Origin of the sequence: Pseudoalteromonas piratica, assembly GCF_000788395.1 — a bacterium.
GTDB lineage: Bacteria > Pseudomonadota > Gammaproteobacteria > Enterobacterales > Alteromonadaceae > Pseudoalteromonas > Pseudoalteromonas piratica.
In genome coordinates this window covers 2,137,169-2,163,420 of record NZ_CP009888.1, presented here as the reverse complement: position 1 = coordinate 2,163,420, position 26,252 = coordinate 2,137,169, and the positions used below count along the sequence as shown (strand labels likewise).

Sequence of the window (26,252 nt, the reverse complement as noted above, 5' to 3'; positions counted from 1 at the left end):
AACATGAAAGTTTTAGCAGCAGCACTGGTAAGCACCACCCTACTTGCATCAGCAAACGCAACAGCAGACACACAGTTTGTCGCTTTAGATAACTCACCAGGCACAGAACTGTGTATGGCCTTTGCATCAAATAAACCACTTGATATGAAAAAAGCGATTAAACAAAATCGCGTTAAGAAATACCAAATTGACGATAAGCTCACATGTAATGATATGTCGTTAGCAGAATTTGCCAGTGTGTACGGGCTAAATCGTACTAGCAACTATATGAATCTAGAAATAAGCACATCTACCAGTATTAAAGATTTAGCGATGGCTAAGAAAGAATTGGTGTATATCTCAGGCAGTAAATAATAATGACAGGTAGATCACAAAAAAACGGAGGGTTGCTACCCTCCGTTTCTCGTTATTCGCTTTATATGAAGTAGGCTATTAAACCAAACAAACCACCAAATACCCCGCCCCACACAACTAGCCAACCTAAATGCTCTTTAATGAGATTCTGAATAAGCTCTTTAACCAGTTGCGGTGTAAGTTCAGCTAAACGCGCTTCAATGATTGCTTCAATTTTTGTTTGCAACTTTTCAGCGCTGGTATTTGACGTTAACTGTGCTTGAACTGTCTTATGGAATACTTCTGAACTACTAATTTCGATAAGTGATGATTGCATTTTGTCGATAAATGGCTGTTTCATTGGCTCCAATACAGCTGTGCCACCAAACATGCCTAACATAGCACCAAATTGTGAGTTTTCGACAACATCTACCAACGAATCAAATGCTGGATTTAAATCGGTATTTTCAATAATAGGGGTAAAATCAATGCCGTTATCAGCATTTTCTAATTCCGCCGACATCAATTTGTTAATATTTTCTTGAGTAAAGAATTGCGACATAAACAACGCTTTAATAGCTTGTTTAATTTGTTCGAATTGATTTGGGATCACACCCGAGCCATAAAGCCCTGGGACTTTTTCAAAAAGCATATGAACTGCAAGCCAATTGGTCAATGCACCAGATAAAGCAAATAAACCAATACTTAACAGCCAAGGCAATGACAAAAAGAAACCTGCAACTGTTAACAATACTGCGACAACATTGGTGATAGCGTGCTTGTTCAACTAACCCTCCACATTCTAGCTAATTCCAAATCGCGGCTATTTTAAAGTTTGCCGTAAACACTCTGCAAGGTTTAAAACGACTTTTGCTAGCAATAAATGTGCTTTTTTGTAAACAAGACTCCAAAACAAACTAAGTTAGCTATAGTTATTGGGAACAACTACTTTGATTGACATTATCTAAAGGTTGAGTTTAAAGGAAACGTTATGTGGAACTCGCTCTTAAACGAACTATCAATTGTGTTACACCGAGATTTCTCAAAAGCGCACAAACACCAACTTGCATCATCAAATAAAGCAAACATATACAAGTTGAGTGATGACAAACAGGCGTTTTTTGTCAAAGTAGCTGCAAAAGACCACCTTGATAAATTTGAACAAGAGCGTATTTGCCTTAATACCCTTACCACAGAAAGTGTTTTTTACGTTGCTGATTCAATTTTAGTTGGGCAAAGCAGTGAGTTTGCCTATCATGTGATTGAGTGGCTTGATTTACAAGAAGGCACTGATAAAGAGTGGTATCAGTTTGGTGTTTCTCTGGCAAAGTTACATCTTAAGCATACGCAAGAAATGTTTGGTTTTGATACCGACAATTACATTGGTGATACACAGCAGCCTAATGAATGGCAAAAGTATTGGCATACTTTTTTTGCCGAAGAGCGTATAGGCTTTCAATTACAGTTATTGGCTGAAAAAGGTGTCCAGCTTGTCGATATAGACAAGTTTGTTGATGTTACAAAACAAGCCCTGCACTCTCATCATTGTAAACCTTCTTTATTACACGGTGATCTTTGGCGAGGGAATATCGGCTTTTGTAATAGCAACCCATCACTTTTCGATCCCGCGTGCTATTATGGTGATCGAGAAGCAGATATTGCCATGACCGAACTATTCGGGAAATTTAATCCGGCGTTTTATCGTGGCTATCAGGATACCTATCCATTACCCGATAAATACCAAGAGCGCAAACATATCTATAACCTCTATCATTTGCTCAATCACGGAAATTTATTTGGTAATCAATACATTGAAGATGCCCATTTAAACATGGTCAAAATTCAACAAAACTATGGCCTTGATTAGCCTGCAAAACAGGTAAAATGTGAGTTTTCCACTACACTTAAATTAGTATTACTGTTGTTGGAAAATGCTATGCGAGACCATAAATTTCAACGTATTTCATGCCCTCACTGTGGTCATCATGTCGATGTTGAACTCGATACCACCGCGGGTGATCAAGATTACTACGAAGATTGTGCAGCCTGTTGCAACCCAATCCATCTCAACATGCACATCGACAGGGTTTATAACAAAGTAGAACTAAACGTTGATAGTGACAACGAGCAAGTGTTTTAAGTTATAACCCTTTTATCACAGTGTTATTTAAAAGAGGTGCTAAGCACCTCATACATCAACCATCTTAATTAAGTGACTTTTTTTAGATGTGAAACACTTGTCGATAGAACTGCTTTCACGTCCTGAAACGCTAAACTACCTATATCCATATAGACAAGGCGAATCCTTATTATAAGGTTGTTCTAAATAACAAACTTTATAACGTAGGTAGCGTCTGTTTTAGTTGCTAAAATGATTGCGAATCATTGATGGTTAGTATTACAACCCTTTTGATTTCATATAACGCTCAATGGTTTCAACAATGGTATAAGTTTGTTGATCAACTTCGATATTAAATTCGCTGCCTATTTGCGCCAATCCTAAGTTGGTTACTTCAAGTGTTTCAGGAATTAAATGTAAGTAAAAACCATTTTTCTGAATTTCACCAACCGTTAAACTACACCCATTTACAGTGATAAAACCTTTGTAATTAATATACTTAAGCCACTTTTCAGGAAGTGATAAGAACATAGCGCAGTTATCTTGTTGGCGCTCAATTGACTCTACCTTAGCAACCGTATGAATATGTCCTGACACAATATGACCACCAATTTCGGTACCAAATGTCACCGAGCGTTCAAAGTTTACTTTTTGCCCCTGCTTAAGCTGACCTAGATTTGTTAATCTTAAAGTTTCATCAATGACATCAAAGTGCACTTGCCCTACTACATCTTTGTGACCCAGTTCATAATGCACCACTGTTAAACAACAACCATTGATTGAAATGCTCGCGCCAATATCCAAATGATTTAAATACGCATTAGGTGTAGACAAAACCAGACGCATCACATCACCGCTAGTGGAAACAGATACCACTGACGCCTTTGTTTGTACAATACCAGTAAACATTTAATTCCTATCTTTCTCTGCATTCAGTAAAATAGGATTTTCCTGATTTTGCTAGAATGCGCAAGTATGACCTTTAATGTTTTTGAAGCGAGATATATTCTTCGCTTGGCTATTCCTGTTTTTATTGCACAAGTCACCATGATATTAATGGGGGTGGTTGATACCGTGATGGCTGGTCAAGTGAGCGCCTATGACTTAGCAGCCCTTGCTATCGCCCTCGGTATTTGGAATCCGGTCTTATTAACCCTACTCGGTGTATTACTTGCGCTCACAGGCATGGTTGCGCAAAATTTTGGCGCGAAAAAGCTGTTTGCGATCCGCGATGATATGTTTCAAGGATTTTTTCTTGCCCTAGCACTTACCCTTTTAGGTTTAGTGGTTATCAATTTTGTTGAAATCCCTTTGTCATACATCAAAATGGAACCTGAAGTAGCCGGTTTGGCACTCGGCTATATCAATTACGTAAAATGGGGCTTGCTTGGTTTTTTAATTTATAATGTGCTGCGTTGTGTGTGCGAGGGCATGGCCTACACTAAACCTGCAGTTTACATTGCCGCTATTGGTCTTGCCATTAATATTCCCGCTAACTATGTGTTTATCTACGGTAAGCTTGGCTTTGATGCATATGGCAGTGCTGGGTGTGGTATTGCAACTTCAATAGTATATTGGTGTATGGCGTTAAGCTTATTTATCTATATGCTCTATTCGAAGCGATTAAAAGGCCGCTTTTTATTTTCACGGGCTATCAAACCAAAGCTCACAACCATAGCAACCATCACAAAACTAGGTACCCCTATTGCACTTGCGCACTTTTTTGAAGTAACCCTATTTGCCTGTATTCCGCTGTTTATCGCACCTCTTGGTGCTATTGCCGTATCAGGCCATCAAGTTGCTGCAAGTGTATCTACGGTATTATTTATGATCCCCCTCAGTTTGGCCCTAGCGATTTGTATTCGTGTAGGTAACTTAACAGGCCAAAAAAATTATTCCGCAGTTAAAAGCACTGTATCAACAAGTTTACTATTAGCGTTGATGATTTCAGCCATTGTGGCATTAATAACATTTTTATCGCGTGGAGTGATTGGCAGTATTTATAGTGACAATGCAGATGTAATTGCTCTGGCAAGCGCTATTTTAATTTTGGCCTGTTTTTACCAACTACCAGATGCATTGCAAGTGTCAGCAACCGGTATTTTAAGAGGTTTAAAATACACTACGCCAATATCGTACATTACCTTTATTTCTTATTGGCTAATCGGTTTTAGTTTAGGTTACGTATTGGCATTAACAGATTTAATCGTAGAGCCAATGGGCCCTGAAGGTTTTTGGCTTGGCATTATTGTCGGGTTATCGACCGCGGCTGTTTTGCTTATTACCACCGTAAGGAGAAGACTTGCAAGCGCTCCGTTTAATATTATCGAGTAGCATCTTACTCGCTTGTGCCATACTTGTTGGGTGCTCCGATGCACCCAATGCAGTGAATTTAGACTATCATCAACGTTTGCAAACTCAGCTAGAATTAGCAGATCTCACACCCTATTCTGATCGCCATAAACTCAAAATACCAGAACTCAAATCTGCTGAATCAAGCACCATAAGCTTAATACAACTGGCCAGACTCCAACATTGCCAAATAGGCCAATTAATAGCTGAACATAATTCGCAGTTGGGTAAAGTCGCTAGCCCTAGTGGTGAATTTTCTTATCAGATTCAATTTCTGCAGCAATTACCAAAGTGCTTGTCCAATCTTGACGATGACACCCTAACAGCAGAATTAAAAAAAGTTTTTAACAACAAGCGCGCAAACTTATTCCTTTATTGGCAGCAGTTGGTGTTTAATGATAAACAGCTAGCCTCGCTATACCTTCCGTTTTCCCACTCGTTATTAGAAGTTAATGAAGAAAGTAAGCAAACAACGTTTAATAGTTTGCAATATTTAGCAGACAGTAAACATGCGGTTATATCCGATAACGTAGACACCATAAAAGTGGCTGCGCTTGAGCAGCAGCTATCTGGATTATTTAAAAACGCTTATCTACCAAGTTTACTGCGCGCGTTGTATGAACAACTTCACCTATTACAACAACAAACAGAACTTCTTAAAACAGTTTCTTTTGACTCTTTATGTAAAAAAGGCCATCACAATCAAAAAGCAGTCATTTTAAGTAATATCTTCAGCAAGTTTTATGGCAGTAAGATTCAGCAATATCACAACATGTTACTGCGTGAATATAGCTATGTTGCACCATCTCTGAAAACACTTTGGCAAGATAAACAAGGACAACCTTATCCCAGTGAGCTTGCTGTGCACCCACTTAAACTGGACGAGGCGTTAAAAATAGCATCAGTTAATCATGTTTCTTGGTGGCAAACCCTTTATAAACAGTGTGGTATACAACCTGGTGGTTACTAAACAGATATTTTGCATATAAATGCACCACTTAAACCGGAATTTATAAATTTCTACTTGTGTCATAAAAATTTCTATGTAGAATGCGAACCATAAATCGAGGGTCTGTAGCTCAGTTGGTTAGAGCGCCACGTTGACATCGTGGAGGTCGGTGATTCGAATTCACTCAGACCCACCATTTATATCTTCTTTTAACACCATTCTATTTAATTTAATTCCTAATCTTTTATTTTCGATAGATTTTCTATTTTTAGTTTTACATTTCCTAGGCTATTAACCAGCTCACCATTAACTAAAAACCGTACGCCTTCGCAAGTATCTATTGGCATCATTTTTACCGCGGCAGTTATACCCTTGTGATGTACTAAAACATTTTTTGATACGATAAAATCACTGTACTTCAATTTTGTTATACAGATTTTTTTAAGGCTGTTTACCATAACCACTCTCCACACTAGTAATGGGAAAATAGTAACAACACCAAGCTGAGTGAAAAATGAACAGAATAATTTTTCGCATTAACGTTTACGCATGTTGTTAATGTTAAGGGCAACCATGCTTGATGGTTAAAGTGGTATTGCTAGAATAAACTTATTTAAAACAGTACACTGAGAGTCAGTTTTTTATTGTTTACTCAACTAGAATGAAATTTTCTTTTTCAACTTTATTATTTTTAAGCCTTGCATTAACACCCTTATCGCTTTTAGCAAATACATTTTCAATTTCCAAACAAACCCCGAGTTCAGCGTTTAAGATCAATACCAACGCCTCTGACTTATGTACAGTGGCAACTAATACCCTTGATTACCTATCAAAAGGGCAGGAATACGATCCGGCGGTTATCCATGCAAATAAGTTATCTGAATTTGGCATTTCACAGTCAGATATTACGAACACCTTAATGTCACTGTGTGAATTTGCTAAAGCCGATGTTAAAAACAACACAACACGCTTAGCAGATATCAATTTTTTAAAACAACATTATGATTTTTACAAAATTAGTTCTGATATAGCTCATGCCAAAGCACTCAGTGAGAAAAAGCCATTGCTTAAAAACCTCACATCAGAAAAAGTGTTAATGACAAAATACTATGTCCATCTTGCCAGCGGCAGTGAACAACGAAACAACGAACATGCTTTTCCACTTTACGCATTGCCATTTGATGAACAAGATTTGTCAATTGAACAAGCCGATAAACACAAAAATAAACTCACCCGCTTTAAGTACGGTAAACAAACTATTCTAAGTGGCGTGTTAGATCAGCAAAACCTTGCCGAACCATTAATTTTTTTAACCCGCGAAGATCTCGAATCGGCCTTATTACAAGGCACTATTGTGGTTGATGTAGCGGGAAAACAACGTGTTTACAATGTGCACCGCAATAATGGTATTGCCTACGACCGCACTCTAAAGCCATATGAGCAAAACCGTTATTGGTACTTCAAACAAGTTAATGGCATATTGGGTTACGGTAAAGATGCTAACCATAAAATAGCGGTATTACCTGAAGTGACCTTTGCGGGCGATCTTTATCAGCTAGGGTTAGGTGCATTGGTATTTGCACAATTTGATTTTAAAAACCACAGTGAATACCGTATGGCAGTTATGGCTGATACCGGTGGTGCATTTGAGGACAACCTCTATCAATTAGACTACTTGGCCGGCAGCTACCCTGGTATTAAAGCGTATTATGACGCTAACCGACATATGCCTGACTATATTGATGCTTGGTTTATGGTATTAAAAGGAGACACAAAATGATCGATGATCTAAAAGGTGATGAATCGTGGCGAATGTTTCGTATTATCAGCGAATTTGCTGACGGTTTTGATAAACTCGCCGAAACAGGTCCGGCAGTGTCAATCTTTGGTTCGGCGCGTTTAGAAGAATCAAGCCCCTACTACCAAGCTTCAGTAAAAATAGCCGAACGGTTTGTTGACGAAGGATTTGCCGTCATTTCAGGAGGTGGCCCGGGTATTATGGAGGCTGCCAACAAAGGTGCTGTAAAAGGGAAAAGTATTGGCCTTAATATCGAATTGCCCCATGAGCAAGTCCCCAACCCTTACCAAAACGAGCAACTAGATTTTCGTTATTTCTTCACGCGTAAGGTAATGTTTCTTAAATATTCAATGGGCTATGTATGTATGCCTGGTGGCTTTGGCACATTAGATGAAACCTTTGAATCACTCACCCTGCTGCAAACTGGCCGTATTTCAAAAATGCCCATTGTGTTATTTGGTACTGAGTTTTGGCAAGGATTGGTCGATTGGATGCAACAGCAGCTGGTTTCTAAAGGCTTAATTGACCAAAGTGATTTTTCACTGTTTACAGTAACTGATGATATTGATGCAGCGGTAGCAACCATTGTTGCCCATTACCGCGCTTCACATAGAGAAAAATAATAAAAGGATAATCCGATGCAGTTGAGCCAAGTTATTGCGAACCTTATTTTAAAGGGGTTTAGTCATCACTACTCTTTATTCCAAGGGTTAACTTCTCAGGCTCAGGTGCATTTTGCCAACGCGGATTGGCAGTCGATGCAGCGCATAAGCGCCGAACGCATTAGTTATTACGATAAGCGCGTTAATGAATGTATAGAGAAGCTTAAGCGCCGCATTGATGCCTCACATATTGATACTGAGTTGTGGCTTGCAATTAAAGCGGATTATACCGACTTAATGAGTTTTCACCCACAAGCTGAGCTTGCTGAAACCTTTTTTAATTCAGTATTTTGTCGTTTATTTCACCGTAAATACTTTAATAATGACTTTATCTTTGTAGAAAGTACGTTAACCGCACCCTTAGTGCCAGTTGAGGAAGAGTATAAGAGTTTTTTCCCTGTGGTGGATGGCTTACTTCCTACCATCAAACAAATATTTGCTCAATTTGATTTAAAAGCACCTTTTATTGACCTTGAAGCCGATATAAAAAATATTGTTAAAGCGTTTGTTAAACAAGCACCTAATATGAATTCACGCAATCATCAAATGCGTTTTGATATTCTTAAAGCCCCATTTTATCGCAATAAAGCAGCGTATATTGTTGGACGTATTGTCAGTAAAAATGGCGTACAGCCTTTTATCATTCCAATATTGCACAACAAAAGCAAAGGGTTGTTTATTGATGCCGTGCTAACTAATTCTGTGCAAATGCGCGTGGTGTTTGGCTTTGCTCGGGCATACTTTATGGTTAATACGCGCTCCCCTTCAGGCGTGGTTAGCTTTTTAAATCAACTGATGCCAAACCGAACTCCGGCGGAGCTTTACAATGCCATTGGTTTTCACAAACAAGGTAAAAGTGAGTTTTATCGTGAATTTTTAAATCATTTAGCATCGTGTAAAGAAGACTTTGAGGTAGCAGCAGGCACACCAGGCATGGTGATGGAGGTGTTTACTCATCCCACTTTCCCTTATGTATTTAAGGTTATTCGCGATAAGTTTGGTGATGGTAAACCATTTGGTAGGCGCACAGTACTTGAACGTTATCAACTCGTAAAGCAACACGATAAAGTGGGACGCATGGCTGACACCATAGAGTTCTCTGATGTAGCCTTCCCTATTTCACGTTTTCCTGAAGCTTTATTAAGTCGTCTTAAAAAGTCGATACCTGGTTCATTGGAGTTTGATGGTGACTTACTAATTATTAAGCACCTTTATATTGAAAGGCGGATGACGCCACTCAATCTATTTTTAAAAGATGCCACCGAGCAAGATAAACGTCACGTAATGCGTGAATATGGCCAAGCGTTAAAAGAAATGATGTCGGCCAATATCTTCCCGGGTGATATGCTGCTTAAAAATTTTGGTGTTACAAAACACAAACGCGTAATCTTTTATGATTACGATGAAGTGCAGTATTTAACAGATATGAACTTTAGAGAGTTACCTAAGTCTGACGGTTACTTTGATTACCCTGATGCCTATTCTGTTGCACCACAAGATGTGTTTATTGAACAACTCACCACTTTTGTTACCACTGACCCACATATTAAATCAATTTTATTAGAGCAGCACCCTGAGCTTAACAGAGCTGGCTATTGGCGCGAGCAGCAGCAAAAAATAAAAGACGGTGTAAGTACAAATATTTACCCTTACCCCGAAAGTCTAAGATTTAAGTCTCGATAAATACTTGTTATTTATACTTGGGTTTATTAAAGTCTTTTATTGAATGCTCTTACGACATAAATAAAATGAATATTAGTAAAGTAGATTTAAACCTTTTAGTGTACTTAGATACCTTGTTGCGCGAATGTAATGTAACCCGCGCAGCAAACCAACTTAATATTACTCAGCCAGCTATGAGTAACGGCCTAAAGCGTTTACGCGCACTTTTAAATGATCCTATTCTAGTTCGCACAAGCGATGGCATGGTGCCAACGGAACGTGCCAAAGAACTGCAACCTGTGGTACGCGGTGTGCTTTTAACACTTGAAGAAACACTTCAGCCTAATCGTGATTTTGAGCCTGCTACCAGTAACCGTGTATTTCGCATAATGGCGAGTGATTACGCAGCAAGCACATTGGCCCCAATGCTATTAAGCCGCTTGCAAACCTTTGCACCAGATACCACGCTCGATATTGTTACCCCGAGTGACGTTACATTCCATGATGTGGAAAACGGCAAAGTAGATATGGCGATTAACCGGTTTGATAATTTACCGCAATCATTTCACCAAAAGCGTATTTGGAAAGACAGCTTTTCTTGCGTAGTAAATGCAAATAACCCTGTTTTAGAAAATTACAGCCTAGATGCATACTTAAAAGCACGCCATATCTGGGTAAGTAAAACCGGCTTTGGTGTTGGTGTTGGCATGGATCCAGCTGATGTGCAAAAACTCGGTTGGGTTGATGAAGCCCTTGCACACTTTGGTAAGCACAGAAATATTGCATCCTTTACCCGTAATTATCACGTTGCAATTCACTTAGCAAAAGCTGAAAACCTTATTGCAACACTGCCAACGAAAGTCGCACAAATTTATAAAAATGATAATGAGCTCAAAATTATGGAACCACCGTTCCCTATTCCGCCTTTTGAACTGGATATGATTTGGAGCCCACTACTTCACCGTGACGCCAGCCACATTTGGCTGCGCCAACAAATTGCCGATGTAGCTGAAACACTTTCAAGTTAATAAAAAGCCGACTTATACGTCGGCTTTATCTTAGCAATTTGTTATTCCTCTCGTTTGGTGAGTTTTACACCATCAACTGTCATTACCCACTGTTCATTTTCAATATAAGGTGTTTCAGACACATCAAAGGTTGTTGTTAAAAAACCAATGCCAACAACAAAATCGTCTCCTTGAAACTCTTTAAGCGGCCCATTAACCTCGGTGCTACCACCGCCTTTTAAGCGTTTATAAGAAACGGTGCCATCAGGTAAAATAAGTAAATACATTTCTTTACTTACCCACTCACCAGCATATGTCATGCGATTTTCAGGCAGTGGTTTACTACATGCAGTTAAAAACAGCGCGGTAAAAATAACAGATAAATACTTTTTCATATTCCCTCAAAAAATATCACAACATTGTAATTCAGTACGTTTGCTTGCTGTGTTCTAAAAAATTAGTTATCACTAGTAAGTTTATTAATCTCAAGTAAGCGATAAATCGCATAGAGGTATAAACAAGGATAAAAGCCACCAATAAATAGAATTAAACTTGATGATATTAAAAAATCTTGAAATGAAAGCGTGCTTAAGGGCTGTTGTACACTAACTTTTTCAAACAACAGCCATATGGCCAGTAACAATACAGCAAAGTGCATTGCTGTGAATAAAATAACACGTGATTTTGATTTTGCAATTGAGCGAGACCATCCAATTGGCTCTGAAATTAAGCTCATAACAATCCTTTGTTTTAGTAGCTAAGCTGAATAATATTGCGATTTTATAACTAAATCAAACTTCTAGCTGAAAAATTTGTATGTTAAAATTTACTCAAATCAAAAAGCCTAGAACCTTGAATAAATTGAATAAAGTTATCTTTGCTATACTGTGCGCATTAATCTTTTGGCTTCCTATTCCATTGGGTAGCTACCGCGTTTGGGCCATTATGTTTTTTGGTTTTGTGGTCAGCGCCACTTTTATTTTACACCTAGTTAATTGCGCGCATTCCAAGCAAGCTATCTTCCCCGATAAATCTAGCTGGCCACTAATGGGCACCCTACTCGCTGTTATATCAGTACTTACTATTCAATTATTGCCAACTTCAGTGCAAAGCATCGATCCTAATCAAACCTTTGTAATGTTGCTTAAAACAATCACCATGTTAATGTTTGCATGGCTGATATTACTTTACGTAAATAATAAAGAGCGCATTAAAACATTAATTTATTGGCTAGTGGCCGCAGGTGTTTGCCAAGCGCTATATGCATTATTTTTATATTTTAATCCAGATTTAAAAAGCTTTGTATTCCAATATGAGTGGAACCCAAGAGCAACAGGCTCATTTACTTATTCTAATTTTTTAGCTAATTACCTTGGTTTATGCCTTTCACTCGGTATAGGGTTGTATTTTACTACTTTCAAAAATACTAACGATTCAAGATCAATAATGCAGAAAGTAAGAGGTTTACTTAATAACTTATTTACAAGAGCACTTTTAATCAGATTTTGCTTAATATTGATAGTTATTGGAATACTACTTACTAAAAGCCGTATGGGTAATGTTGCATTTTTCATTTCTTTGTCATTTGTAAGCTGTATGGCTTTCTTTCTCCTAAAAGATAAACCTAAACAATTCAAAGTTCTTTTAATTAGCTTTTTAGTTATTGATTTTGCAATATTTAGTGCTTTAATTGGATTTGATGATTTAACCAACCGTTTAGCAGAAACTGATTTTATTAAAGAGAGACGTGATGAAGTTTATTTAATAACATTGAATGGAATAATAAATAAGCCTTTATTAGGCCACGGTGGGGGTTCATTTTATACTGCATTCCCTCAGTACAAAGACATATTTTTTTCTGGTCACTACGATAATGCTCACAACGATCTACTTCAATTTGCTCTAGAAGTTGGTATACCAATGACTTTCATATTAGTATTGCTCGTTGGTTGGATGTTTATAAAGTGCATTTGCAATATGCGAATAAAAGCCAGTAGATTCTATCACGGGGTTAACATAGGCATTGCAACTGCACTACTCTATATGTCACTTCATATATTTGTTGACTACCCGCTTCAAAGTGGCGCAAATGGCAATACATTCATTGCAACTCTGAGTCTATTTATACTAATAAACAGATTTAGAAATAAAATTTAATTACAGTAATTACTATATAAACTTGAGTCTTTAAAAGTCTTATAATTGGAATCGTAACGAATTTGAATACAAATTAATTCATGCTTATCTTTGGAATAGGCATATTTCATAATATTCGAAAAAGTAGCGTTATTCCTACTAGCTATTTTTAGGTACGAATAAAAGTTATAGGTGTCTTTCGAATCTAAATTATTCCAGTTTTCTATTAGTATCATCAGATAACTATTCACAAATCCAATTTGTAATCCACCTAATTGTTGAGCTTTATTAAGATAAAACTTTGATTCTGGACTGAAACCTTCTATTTGAATATTAACATAAGCTAAATCTATCCATGTTCCCCACCAGGAGCTTCTTAGCTTAACTGATTGTTGCAAAAGTGATTTTACTTCATGGAGATTGGAGTTTTTAAAATCAATAGAATTTAGAATATTAGCTTTTAAATGCAGATAGTGTGGATCTTTTGGAATAAGATTAATCGCCTTAATAATATTTTCTTCTGCTTTTTTCAGTAGAATAAGATCACCTTCTCTCTCATTTACAGTCAATTTATAAGCTTTATTCGAATTTGAATAATATAAATGAGCAACACCCCGTTTATAAAATTCGTACAAGGACAGTAGGGTTGAAACAGCCAAAATCAAAATAATAAAATATCTTTTCAGCATATAAATAAATTACTTGTAATGTTCTTTGGGTTGTTAATGAAAAGATCATTAGCATATGAGGCTGAATATTTTTTTGATATGTAATTAAATGCTTCTTTTAACTTCGGTGGTCTTCTTTTTAAGTTATGTGCATCTGATGCAATAACATCTACCATATTGTTTGATAATAAAAACTCAGATAATTTGTATGATGAATCACCAAATTGGCCACATACACTGCCAGCAGTTAATTGAAGATAACACCCTAATTTTTTTAATTTGATTGCTAATTGATTGTTTTTTTGTATATCTCTATTTCTTTCTGGATGGGCAATTACTGGAACAATATCTTTATCAATCATCCAAGATATAAGTTTTTCTGTCCCTTGGGGAAAGTGTGAATGAGGTAGCTCTAGTAGAACAATACTCTTATTTTCCAATTGACCTAAAAATGGAATTTTTTTTTGTGAAAATAAATAAATTAGGTCTGCATCTATGCGCACCTCTGCTGCACATGCCATTTCTATTTTTATATTATGATCAGCAGCTAACTGCTTAAAGTCAAAAAAGGTATGATAAATATCAACCTTAGAATTATCGAAACGCCCAATATGCATATGGGGAGTAAAAACAATATGGGTAATACCTTCAGCAACTGCCAGTTTTAATAAAGACAAGGCCTCAGCCTTGTCTTTAGCACCGTCATCTATTGCGGGAAGGATATGACAGTGTATATCATACATTTATGAGTTTTTATCCTCTGCATAACCGTAATAGTCGTAATAGCCACCATATTGTTCTGTTTTATTCACATCAACTTGATTGAGAACAATCCCTGCAATATTAGCGTTAACTTCCAGCAAACGCCCTAAACCTCTTTTTACAAATTGTTGGCGAGTATCATCTGCTTTAACCACATAGATCACAATATCCATGTTCTTTGAAATCATTAAAGAATCGCTAACAGCTTGTGTAGGAGCAGTGTCTAAAACAACTCTATCAAATCGTTGTTTCAAAACAGATAAAAGCTCTGAGAAACGATTATGAGCAAGCAATTCAAGTGGATTTGGAGGAATTTGACCACTCGGCATAATATATACTCCAGATTGCTCGTCCAAATATAAACATTCTTCAAGGCTTGCTGTACCAGCAATAAAATTAGCCAAACCTGGGTGATATTGAGGTATTCCAAAATGCCTACATACACTTGGTTTACGCATATCGGCATCAATTAAAACAACTTTTTCCATTTGAGATAATGCAAAACATAAGTTTATAGATGTTGTTGTTTTACCCTCGTTTGGCACGGAGGAAGTTACCTCAATTAGTTTGTTTGCTTTATCAAGGTGACTAAGCATTAAGTTTGTTCTGAATGTACGAATTGATTCAGAAAAGTGTTTGTTATCATTGTTAAAGAAAGTATGGCTATCAGATACGTGGTTTTTATCGAGTAAAGGAATAACTCCCAGCATACGTTGTGATAAACCATTTTCAACATCACGTGAAGACTTGATAGTATCATTCAATATCGCTAATAGGACAATCAAACCTAATCCAACGCAAAATGAGACAACAAAACTCGCTAAAATAATTAACTTTTTCTTAGGCTTTACAGGAAACGTTGGCACAAATGCTTTGTCGATGACTTTAATCATTGATGAGTGAGAGTCACCAGCAATAGTAGTTTCTTTTGAACGATCTACAAAGGCATTATACAGTTTTCGATTAGATTCAACTTCACGCTTTAACTGTAGATATTCTGTTTCTTTTTTTGCAGTACTTTGAAACTCTACCTTAAGAGACTTTAAACGTTGATTAAGCATTTCAGAATTTTCAATTTCGTTAGATAACTCTTTCTGAACGCTTGAAGTAAGTAGCTTGATTTGTGCTTCTAAATTACCTCTAACGGCTCTTAACTCTGACTGCGCAGCAATTAGTTTTGGGTGTTTTGGACCATAAACTTCAGTAAGTTCACTAAACTTTCGCTCTACTGCAATTACATCTTTTTTCACATTTTGTATTAGTGGGTGCGACGTTATCTCCGGTATTGACTCTAATTGCAAAATATCTGCTTGACCATATTTGTTTATTATCGACTGAATACCTCTCAAGCGAGCTATTTCATTTTGAGATTTAGACAATCGCTCTGAAACAGATGCAATATTCTGAGAAACCAAGCTAACGCTTCCGTCAATTTCAATTAAATTTTCTCTTTCAAGGTACTCTTGTAGTTTGATTTCGGATTCATCTAAAGCTTTACGTAATGTGACTAAGCGATTATTAAGCCAATCGGTCGCCTCTTTAACCTTCTCAGATTTGCTTGATATTTCCGAATTCTGATAAGTGCTGGTAATTGTGTTTACAACTAATGCAGCAAGTTCTGGATCAGCTGAGTCGAAGCTGATTTCAATCAATCTAGTGCCCCTTCTCGAATTAACAGATAACTTGTCGGAAAATTGCTTTAATATTCGTTGCATTTTAATTTCTTGAGAGTCACGAGACGCATCAAGCTGAGGCAAACCTAATAGGTCATAAATAAAAGTTAATTTACTTTGCTCGTTTTCAGAAATGATGAATTCTTCGTTTTCCCACAAAGATAAAGTGCCTATCACATTTCTTGCTAGCGTTTCTGATTTAATTATTGCGAACTGTGTTTCAAAGTATTCTCGCTTTGAAAAATCTGCACCATAGACAGGATCGAAGTTTAATGCTCTGGATTCTGTTGACTCAACATGAATTGTAGCCTTTGCTGTGTATACGGGGCTCATTTTAGAAACAATTACAAAAGTTATTATTGCAACACAAACCGCAAACAATAATACTTTCAAAAAATTTCTTTTTACTGCATTCAGGATAAGTTTAATATCTAAACCATTATTTACATTGCTTTCCATTTACATACCTAAAAGAAGCGTTGTTCAATTTTAATTGTGTCGCCAGCAGAAACTTTTGTATCAAGTTCAGCCGTAATAAAGTTTTTATTGTTACCTTCTTTATAAAGATATATTTTTTCTTCTGAGGCGCGCTCAGTCAAACCGCCAGCAAGGGCAATAGCTTGGTTTACTGACATACCTGGGTTGTATGGGTAAGCACCAGGCTCTTTGACCTCACCATGAATGTAAAATGGACGGTATTCCAATACTTGGGCATAAACACTAGGGTTGATCAGGTAATCGCCCTTAAGGCCACGACTAACGAGATTCTCAATTTGGCTAATAGTCAATCCTGTTACTTTAATTTCACCTAAAAATGGATAGTTAATGACTCCATTGTTACCAAGAAAAGACTCAACAGTAAGGTCATCTTGACCATGTACTTTTATCACAATTTTATCACCTGGCCCTAAAATATATTCATCCTGCGCAGCATGGATTGGCAGGATGAACACTAAAATAAGTGCCAGGCTAAACAGCCTGAACATAATAATTCCTTACATTGATAACGATAAGTTTACACCAACCACGTTTTTATCGAAGTATAGACCTTCACGAGTTGAATCTTTATCGGTGATGTTAACATAACCAGTAATGCCAACCCAGCGCAGCAACTGATAATTAACTTCTGCAACTAATGTGGTTGTATCATCTTCACGAGTTACACCCACATAATCTTCAAGTAAGTAACTGATACCTAATCGAGAAGATAATCGCTCATTCCAATTATGATTCCAACCTAAATCGAAGGTTGTTTCTTCAATGTAATCACCTTCAGTAAGCGGATCTACAGCTGCTTGAGATGTACTTATATCAAAACTCGAGTACGTTAGCGGTGACCAAGTAATGCCTGCTTCCCAGCTTAGGCCTGTGAAGTTATCACGGCCGGTATCATCAAAATCTTTCTTCTGATAACCCAGCTTTGCACTACCAGATGTAAGAGCTGTTGCTTCCCACTCAAAACCAACTAAAGCACGAATATCTTTAGAATCACGGGCTAGCTCGTTAGGTGCTGTAATATCGTAAGAAATGTCTTCATGTGTTAATTCAACAAAGGCATCGCTTCCTGCTTGAGTGTTATAAATAAATTTGCCACCAACTAGCAGTTTATCTAAATTGCGGTATTGAGTTTGTTCTTTAAAGTTTAAATATTCTTTATTGTAATACTGGCCACGCACAGCAACGCGACCAAATGCAGTGCGGGCACCATACTCATAAATACCTTCTAGGTATTGCTCGCTGTAACGTAACGGCTTGTCAATTTCTGAACCAATGCCTTCGGTTAAACCAGTACCTCGAGGTTCAGTTGTCCAAATAGCATCTGCGTTAAGGTCAAAGCGAGACTTTGAGCTAGGCTCAAAATGGCCACTAAATCCTAAATAGCCATCAACATAGTTGTCAGTGCTGTCTTCAGTATAAAAGCCTGATAAAACACCTACGTCAAATGAGTAGCTGTTTACACCATCATCTAACAAAAAGTTTACTGAAGGGTCTACAGTTAAAATGGTGCTGCTTGTTTCATTATTAGAGCGACTATAAATATTGTCGTCTTGCTTTAAACCTAAGTCTAGTAATGGTGTTACAACAAACCCTGATTCCGTTCGAAATGCACCAGGCTCATTATTAGCCTGTGAATTAAAAGATAATAACATTGCCACTGCGCAAGTTAAGATACTTTTTTTCATTATTTTTTCCTTTATTTAGTAAGCATTTTTGCCTACAAACCCTTTAAAAAATGTTAAAAATATAATCTTTATATCAAACCATAACGACCAATGTTTGATATAAAATAAATCGTGCTCAACACGCCTTTCCATTTTTTCTAGCGTATCGGTTTCGCCTCGCCAACCGTTTATTTGAGCCCAACCTGTAATACCAGGCTTAACCTTGTGGCGGAGCATATAAAACTCTACTTTTTGGCGATATTCTTCGTTATGTGATACCGCATGAGGCCTGGGGCCTACAATTGACATTTGACCTGTTATTACATTAAAAAACTGCGGTAATTCATCTAGGCTCGTTCGTCTTAAAAAGCCGCCAAATTTGGTAATCCGTGCATCACCTTTTTTTGCTTGAGTTACAACATCACTATTTTCCATTACAGTCATAGAGCGGAATTTCCATACACGTATTTTTTCGCCGCCAAGGCCGTAGCGATCTTGCTTAAATAGTACAGGACCTTTAGAGGTGAATTTTACACCCAATGCAACAAATAATAAGATTGGTGAAATTACGAGTAGAATAAAGCTACCAACTAAAATGTCTTCTGTGCGTTTTATAAATTCTCTTGCTCCTAAATATGGCGATTCAAACACACTTAGTGTATCTACATCGCCAATATGTTCTATGCGAGCATGTATTAAATTTGAAAGTAAAAAATCGGGAATAAAGTGCACATCGACTGTACTATTACCAAGCTTAACTAAAATATCTGCAATACGTTTTTCAGCTTTGAATGGTAACGCAATAAAGAGCACATCAATGTCACCTTGCTTAGCCTTACTGACAGCGCTGTCTATAGAACCTTCTACATGATAGTGCAAATCTTCAAAAAGGCGTTCTGGCTTTCGGTCTTCATAAAAGCCTACAAACTCATAACCCAACTCATCATGCTCTGTTATTTGTTTAAACAAATTGGCACCAGATTCAGTTGCACCAATAATGGCTACTTTTTTAGTACTTAAACCTAAACGACGACGATTTTTTTTATACGCACGAACTAAAAAGCGGCTTAAAAACAAGCCAATAAAACTAAATGCAAACCATAATACCAAGGTTACACGTGACAACTGTTCTGAGAATTTAAATAAAAAAGCAACTAAAAATAAGGTGCTAAAAGCAACAATTAGACTCGCCCAAGTATAAAAAACCATTTCTCTAAACTTGCCAGCACGCCAGGAGCGATATAAATTTAAAAGCTCCGCTGTATAAAGATAAGTAACTAGAACTACACCTAATACAATTAGATAGCCTTGTTTTATATCAATACCATAAGCAATACCTGCTGCAAACAAAGTAGCAATAAGTACAGCAATATCTGTAGTGCGATAGATACTTGCACCTGAATTGCTCGATGGTTTAAATGTGCGAGTGGGTTTCACCCTACCTCCATGTAGTTTAAAAAGTGCCATTAGAATAACCGCACTATTATATGCAATTTGATATTAAAAAAAAATGAAAACAACAATAAACGTCGTATTTTTTTATAACCAAGTCGAATATTTATAGTATTTTTTTTGCAAAAACAATATGAAAGAAATAACAATTTAGTACGCTACAGGTATTTTTGATAATCTAACTAAGCCATAACTTAAAGTGGCTATTTTACGAGGTTATTCAAATAAGCTGGTTATAGCATGTGAAACTAATTCAACTAATTTAAACAAATGTTTGGTTAGAATCACGTGCTACATAGTATCTAAGTTCAGGCGCATTACCTTACGGCGAAAGTGCACTAATAAATTGCCATTTACAAAAATCATTGGAGAGTATAAATAAGCACCGAATGAAGAATGGCTTCCGAATCATGCCTATTAAGCAAATAAATAACTATTGTTCGTTAATTAACATCCTAAGCATTACTGATAGTTGTTTTCGCCAATGAACTCCAATAGCCATATTATGCTTATCCATCAAACTAAACGCTGGACGCTTCGCTGGTGTTGGATATTGAGATGCCGGAATAGTTGAAATTGGAATGCTTTTAGTTAGCAGGCCTTTTCCTAACGCTATTTCTTGAATCGCAACAGCGAAGTCATACCAAGACGCGACACCTAAATCACTATAATGCTGTATTAACTCCAACGTATCTTGTTCTGCTAAACGCCATAAGTATTCGGCTAAGCCTTTAGCATAAGTTGGACTACCAATTTGGTCACTTACAACATTAAGTGCATCTTTCTCAGCCATTAGACGCAGCATGGTTTTTACGAAGTTGTTGCCATGGCTAGAGTAAACCCAGGATGTACGCACTATAGCGGCATTTTCTGGGTAGATTTCTTGAATAGCCAGCTCACCAGCAAGCTTAGATGCACCATACATATTGATAGGGTTTGGCCTATCATCTACTTTGTATGGCGTTGATTGAGTACCGTCAAATACAAAATCAGTTGAAATATGCAAAAGCCTGATTTTCTGCTGCTTAGCCACATTGGCTAAGTTAGCGACTGCGTCGCCATTAATAGCAAATGCTGCGTCTTTATCAGTTTCAGCTTTATCAACCGCTGTATAAGCTGATGCATTTATAATGACATCTGGTTGTTCTTTTTCAACAACCGCTTGCACAGAAGTGATATCGAGAATATCGATATCACTTCTGCCGTAAGCTACCGCTGAGATGTGTGCAGGGCAAGTTGCCAACAATTCATAGGCAACCTGACCACTTTTTCCGATAACTAGTGCTTTCATTAGCTATCTGCACCTAAGCGTTCACGTTGATAGCTGCCATCTTGCACATGTTTACACCACTCAAGGTTTTCTAAATACCACTTAACGGTTTTTAAGATACCTGAATCAAACGTTTCTTCTGGGTGCCAACCTAACTCTTTATTAATTTTGGTTGCATCAATAGCGTAACGCACGTCATGGCCAGGTCTGTCTTTAACAAAAGTAATGAGCTCTTTAAAGTCATTTAAACCGTTAGGTTTATTACCAATTAGCTCATTGAGGTGGTTACAAATAGTGGTAACCACTTCAATATTTTGTTTTTCGTTAAAGCCGCCAATATTGTATGTTTCGCCAAGTACACCTTGTGTTACTACGCGGTATAGCGCACGCGCATGGTCTTCAACAAATAACCAATCGCGTACTTGTGTACCATCACCATACATCGGTAATTGCTTACCTTCTAACGCGTTTAAAATAACTAAAGGGATAAGCTTTTCTGGGAAATGGAAAGGACCATAGTTATTAGAGCAGTTCGTTAGTACAACAGGTAAGTCGTATGTTCTGTGCCAAGCGCGTACTAGGTGGTCTGAAGCAGCTTTAGAAGCTGAGTATGGTGAACTTGGTTCATATGGTGTTTCTTCTGTAAATAAGCCTGTTTCACCTAAATCACCATATACTTCATCTGTTGAGATGTGGTGGAACCTAAACGTCGCTTTTTTATCCGCATTTAATGTAGCGAAATAACTGCGTGAAGCTTCTAATAACTCGTATGTGCCAACTACATTCGTTTGAATAAATTCACCAGGGCCATCAATAGAGCGGTCTACATGACTCTCTGCTGCAAGGTGCATTATAAAATCTGGTTGGTACTTTTCAAAAGTGCTAGCCACTAATTCTCTGTCACAAATATCACCTTGGACAAAGTGATAACGCTCGTTATTTTCAACAGATGTTAGCGACTCTAAATTACCTGCGTACGTTAATTTATCAAAATTAATAACTGTGTTGTCAGTTTCATTTATTAAATAACGAACAAGTGCAGAGCCAATAAAACCAGCACCACCTGTTACAAAAATTGTTTTACTCATGGTTTTCTCAGTTATTAAAAGTAAGTTGCGTTATCAAACAGTAAGCCAGCTTCGTCTTTAGCTGATAATTTTACGTCTTCATTGGGTACTAGCGGCCAATCAATCGCCAGCTTAGGGTCGTTCCACAATACGCTTTGCTCAAACTCAGGCGCATAGTAATCGGTGCACTTGTAAACAAACTCGGCTGAATCACTGGTTACGTAAAAACCATGAGCAAACCCTGCTGGCACCCATAACTGGCGCTTGTTTTCCTCATTTAGTAATACGCCAACCCATTGGCCAAATGTCGGACTGCTTTTACGCATATCTACTGCAACATCATAGACCTCACCACGAGTAACACGTACTAATTTACCTTGTGTTTGCTCTGTTTGGTAATGTAGGCCACGTAAAATACCTTTGCTTGATTTACTGTGGTTATCTTGCACGAAAATGACATCAGCTACATGCTCTCGAAACCATGACTCACGGAAGGTTTCCATAAAAAAACCACGCTCATCACCAAACACTTGTGGCTCAATTATTTTTACATCTGGTATTTTGGTATCGACTATGTTCACGAAAATACCTTTTGGTTTAGCAAGTTAAGCAAGTACTCACCATAACCACTCTTACGCAGTGGCTCAGCAAGTGCCTTTAGTTGTTCGGCAGTAATGTAACCCATGCGGTATGCTATTTCTTCTGGGCAATTTACTTTTAAGCCTTGGCGTTTTTCAATTGTTTCAATAAATTGTGCAGCTTGCAATAAAGAGTCATGAGTACCTGTATCTAGCCAAGCAGTACCACGCCCCATAATTTCCACATTCAATGTACCTTGAGCTAAATACTGCTCGATAACGTCGGTTATTTCTAACTCTCCCCTCGGAGATGGCTTTACGTTTTTAGCGTATTCAACTACTTTACTATCAAAAAAGTATAAGCCCGGTACAGCATAATTTGATTTTGGCTCAGTTGGTTTTTCTTCGACCGAAATAGCTTTACCATGTTCATCAAACTCAACCACGCCATAAGCAGTTGGGTTAGCAACATGGTATCCAAATACCGTACCCCCTTCTTGTCTTGCAGCTGCATTTTGTAGTGATTTCACTAGGTCATGACCGTAAAATAAGTTATCACCTAGTACTAAGGCTGCGTTTGCTCCATCTAAAAACTCTTCAGCAAGTAAAAACGCTTGCGCAAGTCCATCTGGAGAAGGTTGATCTGTATATTCAATATTAATCCCCCAGTCACTACCATCCCCAAGTAAATCAATAAAACGACTTTGCTCTTCTGGTGTTGTAATAATTAAAATATCTTTAATACCGGCACACATAAGTGTACTGATTGGATAATAAACCATAGGCTTATCGTAAACAGGCATTAGCTGTTTACTAACCACCTTTGTTAAAGGGTATAAACGAGTTCCACTGCCTCCTGCGAGGATAATTCCTTTTGTATTTTTTGTAAGTTTCATTGAGTTAATTCCCTAATATAACTTGTTCTCTAATATAGTCGGTCAGTTCTTCAGGTGCGAGCGAACTAAAATCATGTTCCGAATTTTGAGCTTTTAATGCTTGTTCAATAGCTTCGCATAGCCTTGTTTCATCTTGTGCTGGAAATAACCCTGGCTGCTCAGCAAATTTATTGAAAGTAGCCAATTGATGATCGTTACGATGCTCTCCAAGTGAAAATAGTCTTGGCATGATAACTAAAGGCTTACCTTCACTCAAACAAGACAAGATAGTTCCCATTCCTGCGTGGCCTATGATTACATCAGCTTTATTAAAATAGTCATCTGCCTCATGTCCAGATATAAACTCATGAACAGTGCCAACGCTAGGTTGGTAACCACTTTCACCTACTTGGAAAACGATATCTGTGTAACCTGAATCTAAAGCCCACTTTTCTACATTCTTAACTAAGCGATCAAAGGACAACTGAGTGCCAACTGTGACAAAAATCAAAATACTCTTCCTTTATACAGTGGGCCATCTTCCTTAGCGACCTCAGGCCACTGAGTTAACCATACATCAGCTATTTTCTTAACTTTACTACCTGCCATGGAGAGTTCTTCAGCATTTGCAACAGAGTCTACCCATACTGTTTTAGCACCAATTAACTTACCCCACAATAAAGCGAAAAAGCCTGGTGCAGCACCAGTACTAATAATGACATCTGGACGGTGCTTAATTACCTTAAAGAAAGTTTGTAACGCCAATATAATGAGCCTAGGTTTTTGCTCCATATTTGCATCAATAACCGTTTCAAATTTTGCATCACCAACATGAGAGCGTAGTGAGCTATCATTAGTGATAAATACAACTTCCTGGTCCTGCCAAACAGCACGCAATCGGTTTAGCTGTATCCAGTGCCCACCGCGTGAAGCTACAGCCATAACTTTCTTGTTTTTCATTCGACCTCTCTCGAAGAGCTATCTTTCTGCCAAGTATAACTTTCTAAGCTCGACAAACTACGTTGAGCAAACTTAGTAGCAATAACATTCACCACCCCGTACACTATAAACTCGATTAGGCTAGGTGACTGCTCAAAACGTTTTCCTGTTAAAGGCGCATTTTTTATCAAGCCTTTCTTTTTTAGCTCCATATTACCGAGCTTACTTCTACTCTTTATTTTTATAAGACTGCGTATATCGCGAGGTGCACTCACTATTGAAATACACTCGTTAACGATTGAATGTTGAGAGCTACAAACCACTTCTCTTATAAAGCCGTCGTCCGCAATAATTTTGGGAAACCGTTCAAAGTTGCTTCTAGCTGCTTCATTTAGGCCATAAACTCCACCACCAAAACCTTGCTCTGTATAAAACTTAGTTTTAAACCAAGCTTGATAGAATGCTTTAACTAAAAAGCTAGAGTGGCTAAAGTCCATTTCTGCTTTAGGTGCTGCCAGTAAAGGTTGTTTTGTGCTTGCCAGACGGTCTATCAGTGATTTTATACCTTTTAACGTTAGAACCACGTCAGCGTCCATATAAACTCTTGGAAAGCCAACATTCAGCTTTTCAGCTTCATTGATAGCATTAGTTTTTGAACCTATCTCAATATCTAAGCAATTAACTTTCGGAAAGGTTTGTTTTACAAAATCAACCGTATCATCCGTTGTACCATTAACGGCTAGTACTATCGAAAAGTCTCCACCCTCGATACCTGGATAAATAGGAGTTAATGTTCGTGCAATAACGCTTCTCTCGTTATATGCAGGAATGATAATAACAGGGATATTTTGGTTCATTATATCTTCCAGCTCAGTTGCTGCTTACAAAACTTCCACCATACGCCTGCCTCTGCTCTGTGACGCTTGTTAAAAGATAATAACGTGTATATGCAACCTCTTAATACAGCAGCAAAAAACAAGCTCAACCTAGCTACCAAGAAACTCAAGGGGTGCCAATATTTCTTAATATATTTAAGCTTTGAATGATACAAAAAGTTTAACTTGTTTTGAGAAGTTATTGTTTTACTTCCTTCATGCATAATTACGGCCGAGCTTGTAGACATAGGCTTTGCGCCTAGTTCTCTTGCTCTGCGGCATAAGTCTACTTCTTCACTATACATAAAAAAGCGCTCATCAAAGCCTGCCAGCTTTTGCAATAATCCAGTATCTATTAGTAGGAAACAGCCTGAGATTGAATCAACGTATGGGGAACTTGCTATTTCATCAGGTGTATAAGCATCTGGTATTCTTTTACCCAATTTCTTCAATAAGATATCACCAAAGAAACTCCAGCTAACAACCCCACTTAAAGTAGGCTCTCGCCAAGCATTCTGGCCATCAATAACCCCTTGCGCATTAACAGTTTGGCCACCCCAAATTTTGGCAGCAGGGTTTTCTTCCGAGAAAGAAATCAAGTTAGCTATACTGTCTTTCTCTAATCTGACATCAGGGTTTAAAAACAATGTTTTACCATGTTTTAGATGTGGTAATGCCAAGTTACAGCCACGACCAAAGCCTAAGTTATCAGGTGATGATATAATATTAAGCTCAATGCCATTGTAAGCTTTTAGCAGCTCCACTGAATTGTCGGAAGAACTATTGTCAACCACAATGATATTAAGGTTACCAGTGCTTAAATCTCCATTTCTGATATCTTCCAATGCAAGCAGGATATCTTCGCCACAGTTATAACACACTATAACTATATTAATTTGATTGTTCATAATAA

Annotated in this window: 28 protein-coding genes and 1 tRNA gene; 11 read left to right on the top strand and 18 right to left on the bottom strand. The window is 37.6% G+C overall.

What is annotated here, in order from left to right; translation table 11 throughout:
* The first annotated feature begins 3 nt into the window (after positions 1-3).
* Complete coding sequence (locus OM33_RS10070; RefSeq protein WP_038641359.1) at positions 4-354, top strand: DUF3718 domain-containing protein; 351 nt, start codon at positions 4-6, stop codon at positions 352-354.
* 61 nt (positions 355-415) lie between these two features.
* Here the strand turns inward: OM33_RS10070 and OM33_RS10065 are convergent, their stop codons facing one another.
* Positions 416-1,120, bottom strand: coding sequence for a cation diffusion facilitator family transporter (locus tag OM33_RS10065; RefSeq protein ID WP_038641356.1), 705 nt, complete (start codon positions 1,118-1,120; stop codon positions 416-418).
* A gap of 204 nt (positions 1,121-1,324) precedes the next feature.
* On the opposite strand from OM33_RS10065, the gene OM33_RS10060 reads away from it, so the two are divergent.
* Positions 1,325-2,200, top strand: a complete 876-nt coding sequence (locus tag OM33_RS10060; protein WP_038641353.1) for a fructosamine kinase family protein — start codon at positions 1,325-1,327, stop codon at positions 2,198-2,200.
* Between the two features lie 69 nt (positions 2,201-2,269).
* Positions 2,270-2,473 (top strand): CPXCG motif-containing cysteine-rich protein, encoded by a 204-nt coding sequence (locus OM33_RS10055; RefSeq protein WP_038641351.1) that lies wholly within the window; start codon positions 2,270-2,272, stop codon positions 2,471-2,473.
* A 258-nt stretch (positions 2,474-2,731) separates the two neighbouring features.
* Here the strand turns inward: OM33_RS10055 and OM33_RS10050 are convergent, their stop codons facing one another.
* Positions 2,732-3,361, bottom strand: coding sequence for a riboflavin synthase (locus tag OM33_RS10050; RefSeq protein ID WP_038641349.1), 630 nt, complete (start codon positions 3,359-3,361; stop codon positions 2,732-2,734).
* Between the two features lie 66 nt (positions 3,362-3,427).
* On the opposite strand from OM33_RS10050, the gene OM33_RS10045 reads away from it, so the two are divergent.
* The 7 genes from OM33_RS10045 (at position 3,428) to OM33_RS10010 (ending at position 10,903) form a co-directional block, all read left to right on the top strand.
* Positions 3,428-4,786, top strand: coding sequence for an MATE family efflux transporter (locus OM33_RS10045; protein ID WP_038641348.1), 1,359 nt, complete (start codon positions 3,428-3,430; stop codon positions 4,784-4,786).
* Positions 4,755-5,774, top strand: a complete 1,020-nt coding sequence (locus tag OM33_RS10040; protein ID WP_038641347.1) for a DUF3080 family protein — start codon at positions 4,755-4,757, stop codon at positions 5,772-5,774. The genes OM33_RS10045 and OM33_RS10040 overlap by 32 nt, the downstream gene beginning before the upstream one ends.
* 98 nt (positions 5,775-5,872) lie before the next feature.
* A tRNA-Val gene (locus OM33_RS10035) sits at positions 5,873-5,949 on the top strand.
* Positions 5,950-6,414: 465 nt separating this feature from the next.
* Positions 6,415-7,533 carry a hypothetical protein gene (locus OM33_RS10025; RefSeq protein ID WP_038641342.1) on the top strand — a complete coding sequence of 373 codons (1,119 nt, stop codon included), beginning with the start codon at positions 6,415-6,417 and terminating at the stop codon, positions 7,531-7,533.
* The gene (locus OM33_RS10020) at positions 7,530-8,174 is read left to right on the top strand and encodes an LOG family protein (protein WP_038641340.1); all 645 of its coding nucleotides are present in this window, start codon (positions 7,530-7,532) and stop codon (positions 8,172-8,174) included. The genes OM33_RS10025 and OM33_RS10020 overlap by 4 nt, the downstream gene beginning before the upstream one ends.
* A gap of 15 nt (positions 8,175-8,189) precedes the next feature.
* Positions 8,190-9,896: a bifunctional isocitrate dehydrogenase kinase/phosphatase gene (gene aceK, locus OM33_RS10015; RefSeq protein WP_038641338.1), complete on the top strand. Its 1,707-nt coding sequence runs from the start codon at positions 8,190-8,192 to the stop codon at positions 9,894-9,896.
* A 65-nt stretch (positions 9,897-9,961) separates the two neighbouring features.
* Entirely contained in the window at positions 9,962-10,903 is a 942-nt protein-coding gene (locus OM33_RS10010) for a LysR family transcriptional regulator (protein WP_038641336.1), read from the top strand.
* 41 nt (positions 10,904-10,944) lie between these two features.
* Here OM33_RS10010 and OM33_RS10005 read toward each other — a convergent pair whose 3' ends face one another.
* Both OM33_RS10005 and OM33_RS10000 read right to left on the bottom strand, forming a co-directional pair.
* Positions 10,945-11,277: a lipoprotein gene (locus tag OM33_RS10005; protein ID WP_038641334.1), complete on the bottom strand. Its 333-nt coding sequence runs from the start codon at positions 11,275-11,277 to the stop codon at positions 10,945-10,947.
* Between the two features lie 62 nt (positions 11,278-11,339).
* Entirely contained in the window at positions 11,340-11,618 is a 279-nt protein-coding gene (locus OM33_RS10000) for a hypothetical protein (RefSeq protein ID WP_038641332.1), read from the bottom strand.
* A gap of 80 nt (positions 11,619-11,698) precedes the next feature.
* Between OM33_RS10000 and OM33_RS09995 the strand changes: the two genes are divergently transcribed.
* Positions 11,699-13,039 carry an O-antigen ligase family protein gene (locus OM33_RS09995; RefSeq protein ID WP_052140971.1) on the top strand — a complete coding sequence of 447 codons (1,341 nt, stop codon included), beginning with the start codon at positions 11,699-11,701 and terminating at the stop codon, positions 13,037-13,039.
* On the opposite strand, the gene OM33_RS09990 is transcribed toward OM33_RS09995, so the two are convergent.
* The 14 genes from OM33_RS09990 to OM33_RS09925 form a co-directional block, all read right to left on the bottom strand.
* Positions 13,036-13,707: a hypothetical protein gene (locus OM33_RS09990; RefSeq protein WP_038641330.1), complete on the bottom strand. Its 672-nt coding sequence runs from the start codon at positions 13,705-13,707 to the stop codon at positions 13,036-13,038. The genes OM33_RS09995 and OM33_RS09990 overlap by 4 nt on opposite strands.
* Positions 13,701-14,429: a tyrosine-protein phosphatase gene (locus tag OM33_RS09985; protein WP_038641328.1), complete on the bottom strand. Its 729-nt coding sequence runs from the start codon at positions 14,427-14,429 to the stop codon at positions 13,701-13,703. Before OM33_RS09985 ends, OM33_RS09990 begins: the two co-directional genes overlap by 7 nt.
* A complete protein-coding gene (locus OM33_RS09980; RefSeq protein WP_038641326.1) occupies positions 14,430-16,580 on the bottom strand; it encodes a GumC family protein in 2,151 nt (716 codons plus the stop codon). It abuts the gene before it with no gap.
* Between the two features lie 8 nt (positions 16,581-16,588).
* A complete protein-coding gene (locus OM33_RS09975; RefSeq protein WP_038641324.1) occupies positions 16,589-17,107 on the bottom strand; it encodes a polysaccharide biosynthesis/export family protein in 519 nt (172 codons plus the stop codon).
* 9 nt (positions 17,108-17,116) lie between these two features.
* The gene (locus OM33_RS09970; protein WP_038641322.1) at positions 17,117-18,304 is read right to left on the bottom strand and encodes an outer membrane beta-barrel protein; all 1,188 of its coding nucleotides are present in this window, start codon (positions 18,302-18,304) and stop codon (positions 17,117-17,119) included.
* A 15-nt stretch (positions 18,305-18,319) separates the two neighbouring features.
* Positions 18,320-19,720: an undecaprenyl-phosphate glucose phosphotransferase gene (locus tag OM33_RS09965; protein WP_038641320.1), complete on the bottom strand. Its 1,401-nt coding sequence runs from the start codon at positions 19,718-19,720 to the stop codon at positions 18,320-18,322.
* Between the two features lie 448 nt (positions 19,721-20,168).
* Entirely contained in the window at positions 20,169-21,026 is an 858-nt protein-coding gene (gene rfbD / locus OM33_RS09960) for a dTDP-4-dehydrorhamnose reductase (protein WP_038641318.1), read from the bottom strand.
* Positions 21,026-22,093 carry a dTDP-glucose 4,6-dehydratase gene (rfbB, locus tag OM33_RS09955; RefSeq protein WP_038641315.1) on the bottom strand — a complete coding sequence of 356 codons (1,068 nt, stop codon included), beginning with the start codon at positions 22,091-22,093 and terminating at the stop codon, positions 21,026-21,028. The genes rfbD and rfbB overlap by 1 nt, the downstream gene beginning before the upstream one ends.
* A 14-nt stretch (positions 22,094-22,107) precedes the next feature.
* Complete coding sequence (gene rfbC / locus OM33_RS09950) at positions 22,108-22,653, bottom strand: dTDP-4-dehydrorhamnose 3,5-epimerase (RefSeq protein WP_038641312.1); 546 nt, start codon at positions 22,651-22,653, stop codon at positions 22,108-22,110.
* Positions 22,650-23,546, bottom strand: a complete 897-nt coding sequence (gene rfbA / locus OM33_RS09945; RefSeq protein WP_038641310.1) for a glucose-1-phosphate thymidylyltransferase RfbA — start codon at positions 23,544-23,546, stop codon at positions 22,650-22,652. The genes rfbC and rfbA overlap by 4 nt, the downstream gene beginning before the upstream one ends.
* Before the next feature lie 4 nt (positions 23,547-23,550).
* On the bottom strand, positions 23,551-24,036 hold the full coding sequence (locus OM33_RS09940) for a glycosyltransferase (protein ID WP_038641308.1): 486 nt from the start codon (positions 24,034-24,036) through the stop codon (positions 23,551-23,553).
* Positions 24,033-24,485: a glycosyltransferase family protein gene (locus OM33_RS09935; RefSeq protein WP_038641306.1), complete on the bottom strand. Its 453-nt coding sequence runs from the start codon at positions 24,483-24,485 to the stop codon at positions 24,033-24,035. Before OM33_RS09935 ends, OM33_RS09940 begins: the two co-directional genes overlap by 4 nt.
* The gene (locus tag OM33_RS09930) at positions 24,482-25,321 is read right to left on the bottom strand and encodes a glycosyltransferase (RefSeq protein ID WP_052140969.1); all 840 of its coding nucleotides are present in this window, start codon (positions 25,319-25,321) and stop codon (positions 24,482-24,484) included. Before OM33_RS09930 ends, OM33_RS09935 begins: the two co-directional genes overlap by 4 nt.
* Positions 25,321-26,247 (bottom strand): glycosyltransferase family 2 protein, encoded by a 927-nt coding sequence (locus OM33_RS09925; RefSeq protein WP_038641304.1) that lies wholly within the window; start codon positions 26,245-26,247, stop codon positions 25,321-25,323. The genes OM33_RS09930 and OM33_RS09925 overlap by 1 nt, the downstream gene beginning before the upstream one ends.
* Positions 26,248-26,252: the final 5 nt, after the last annotated feature.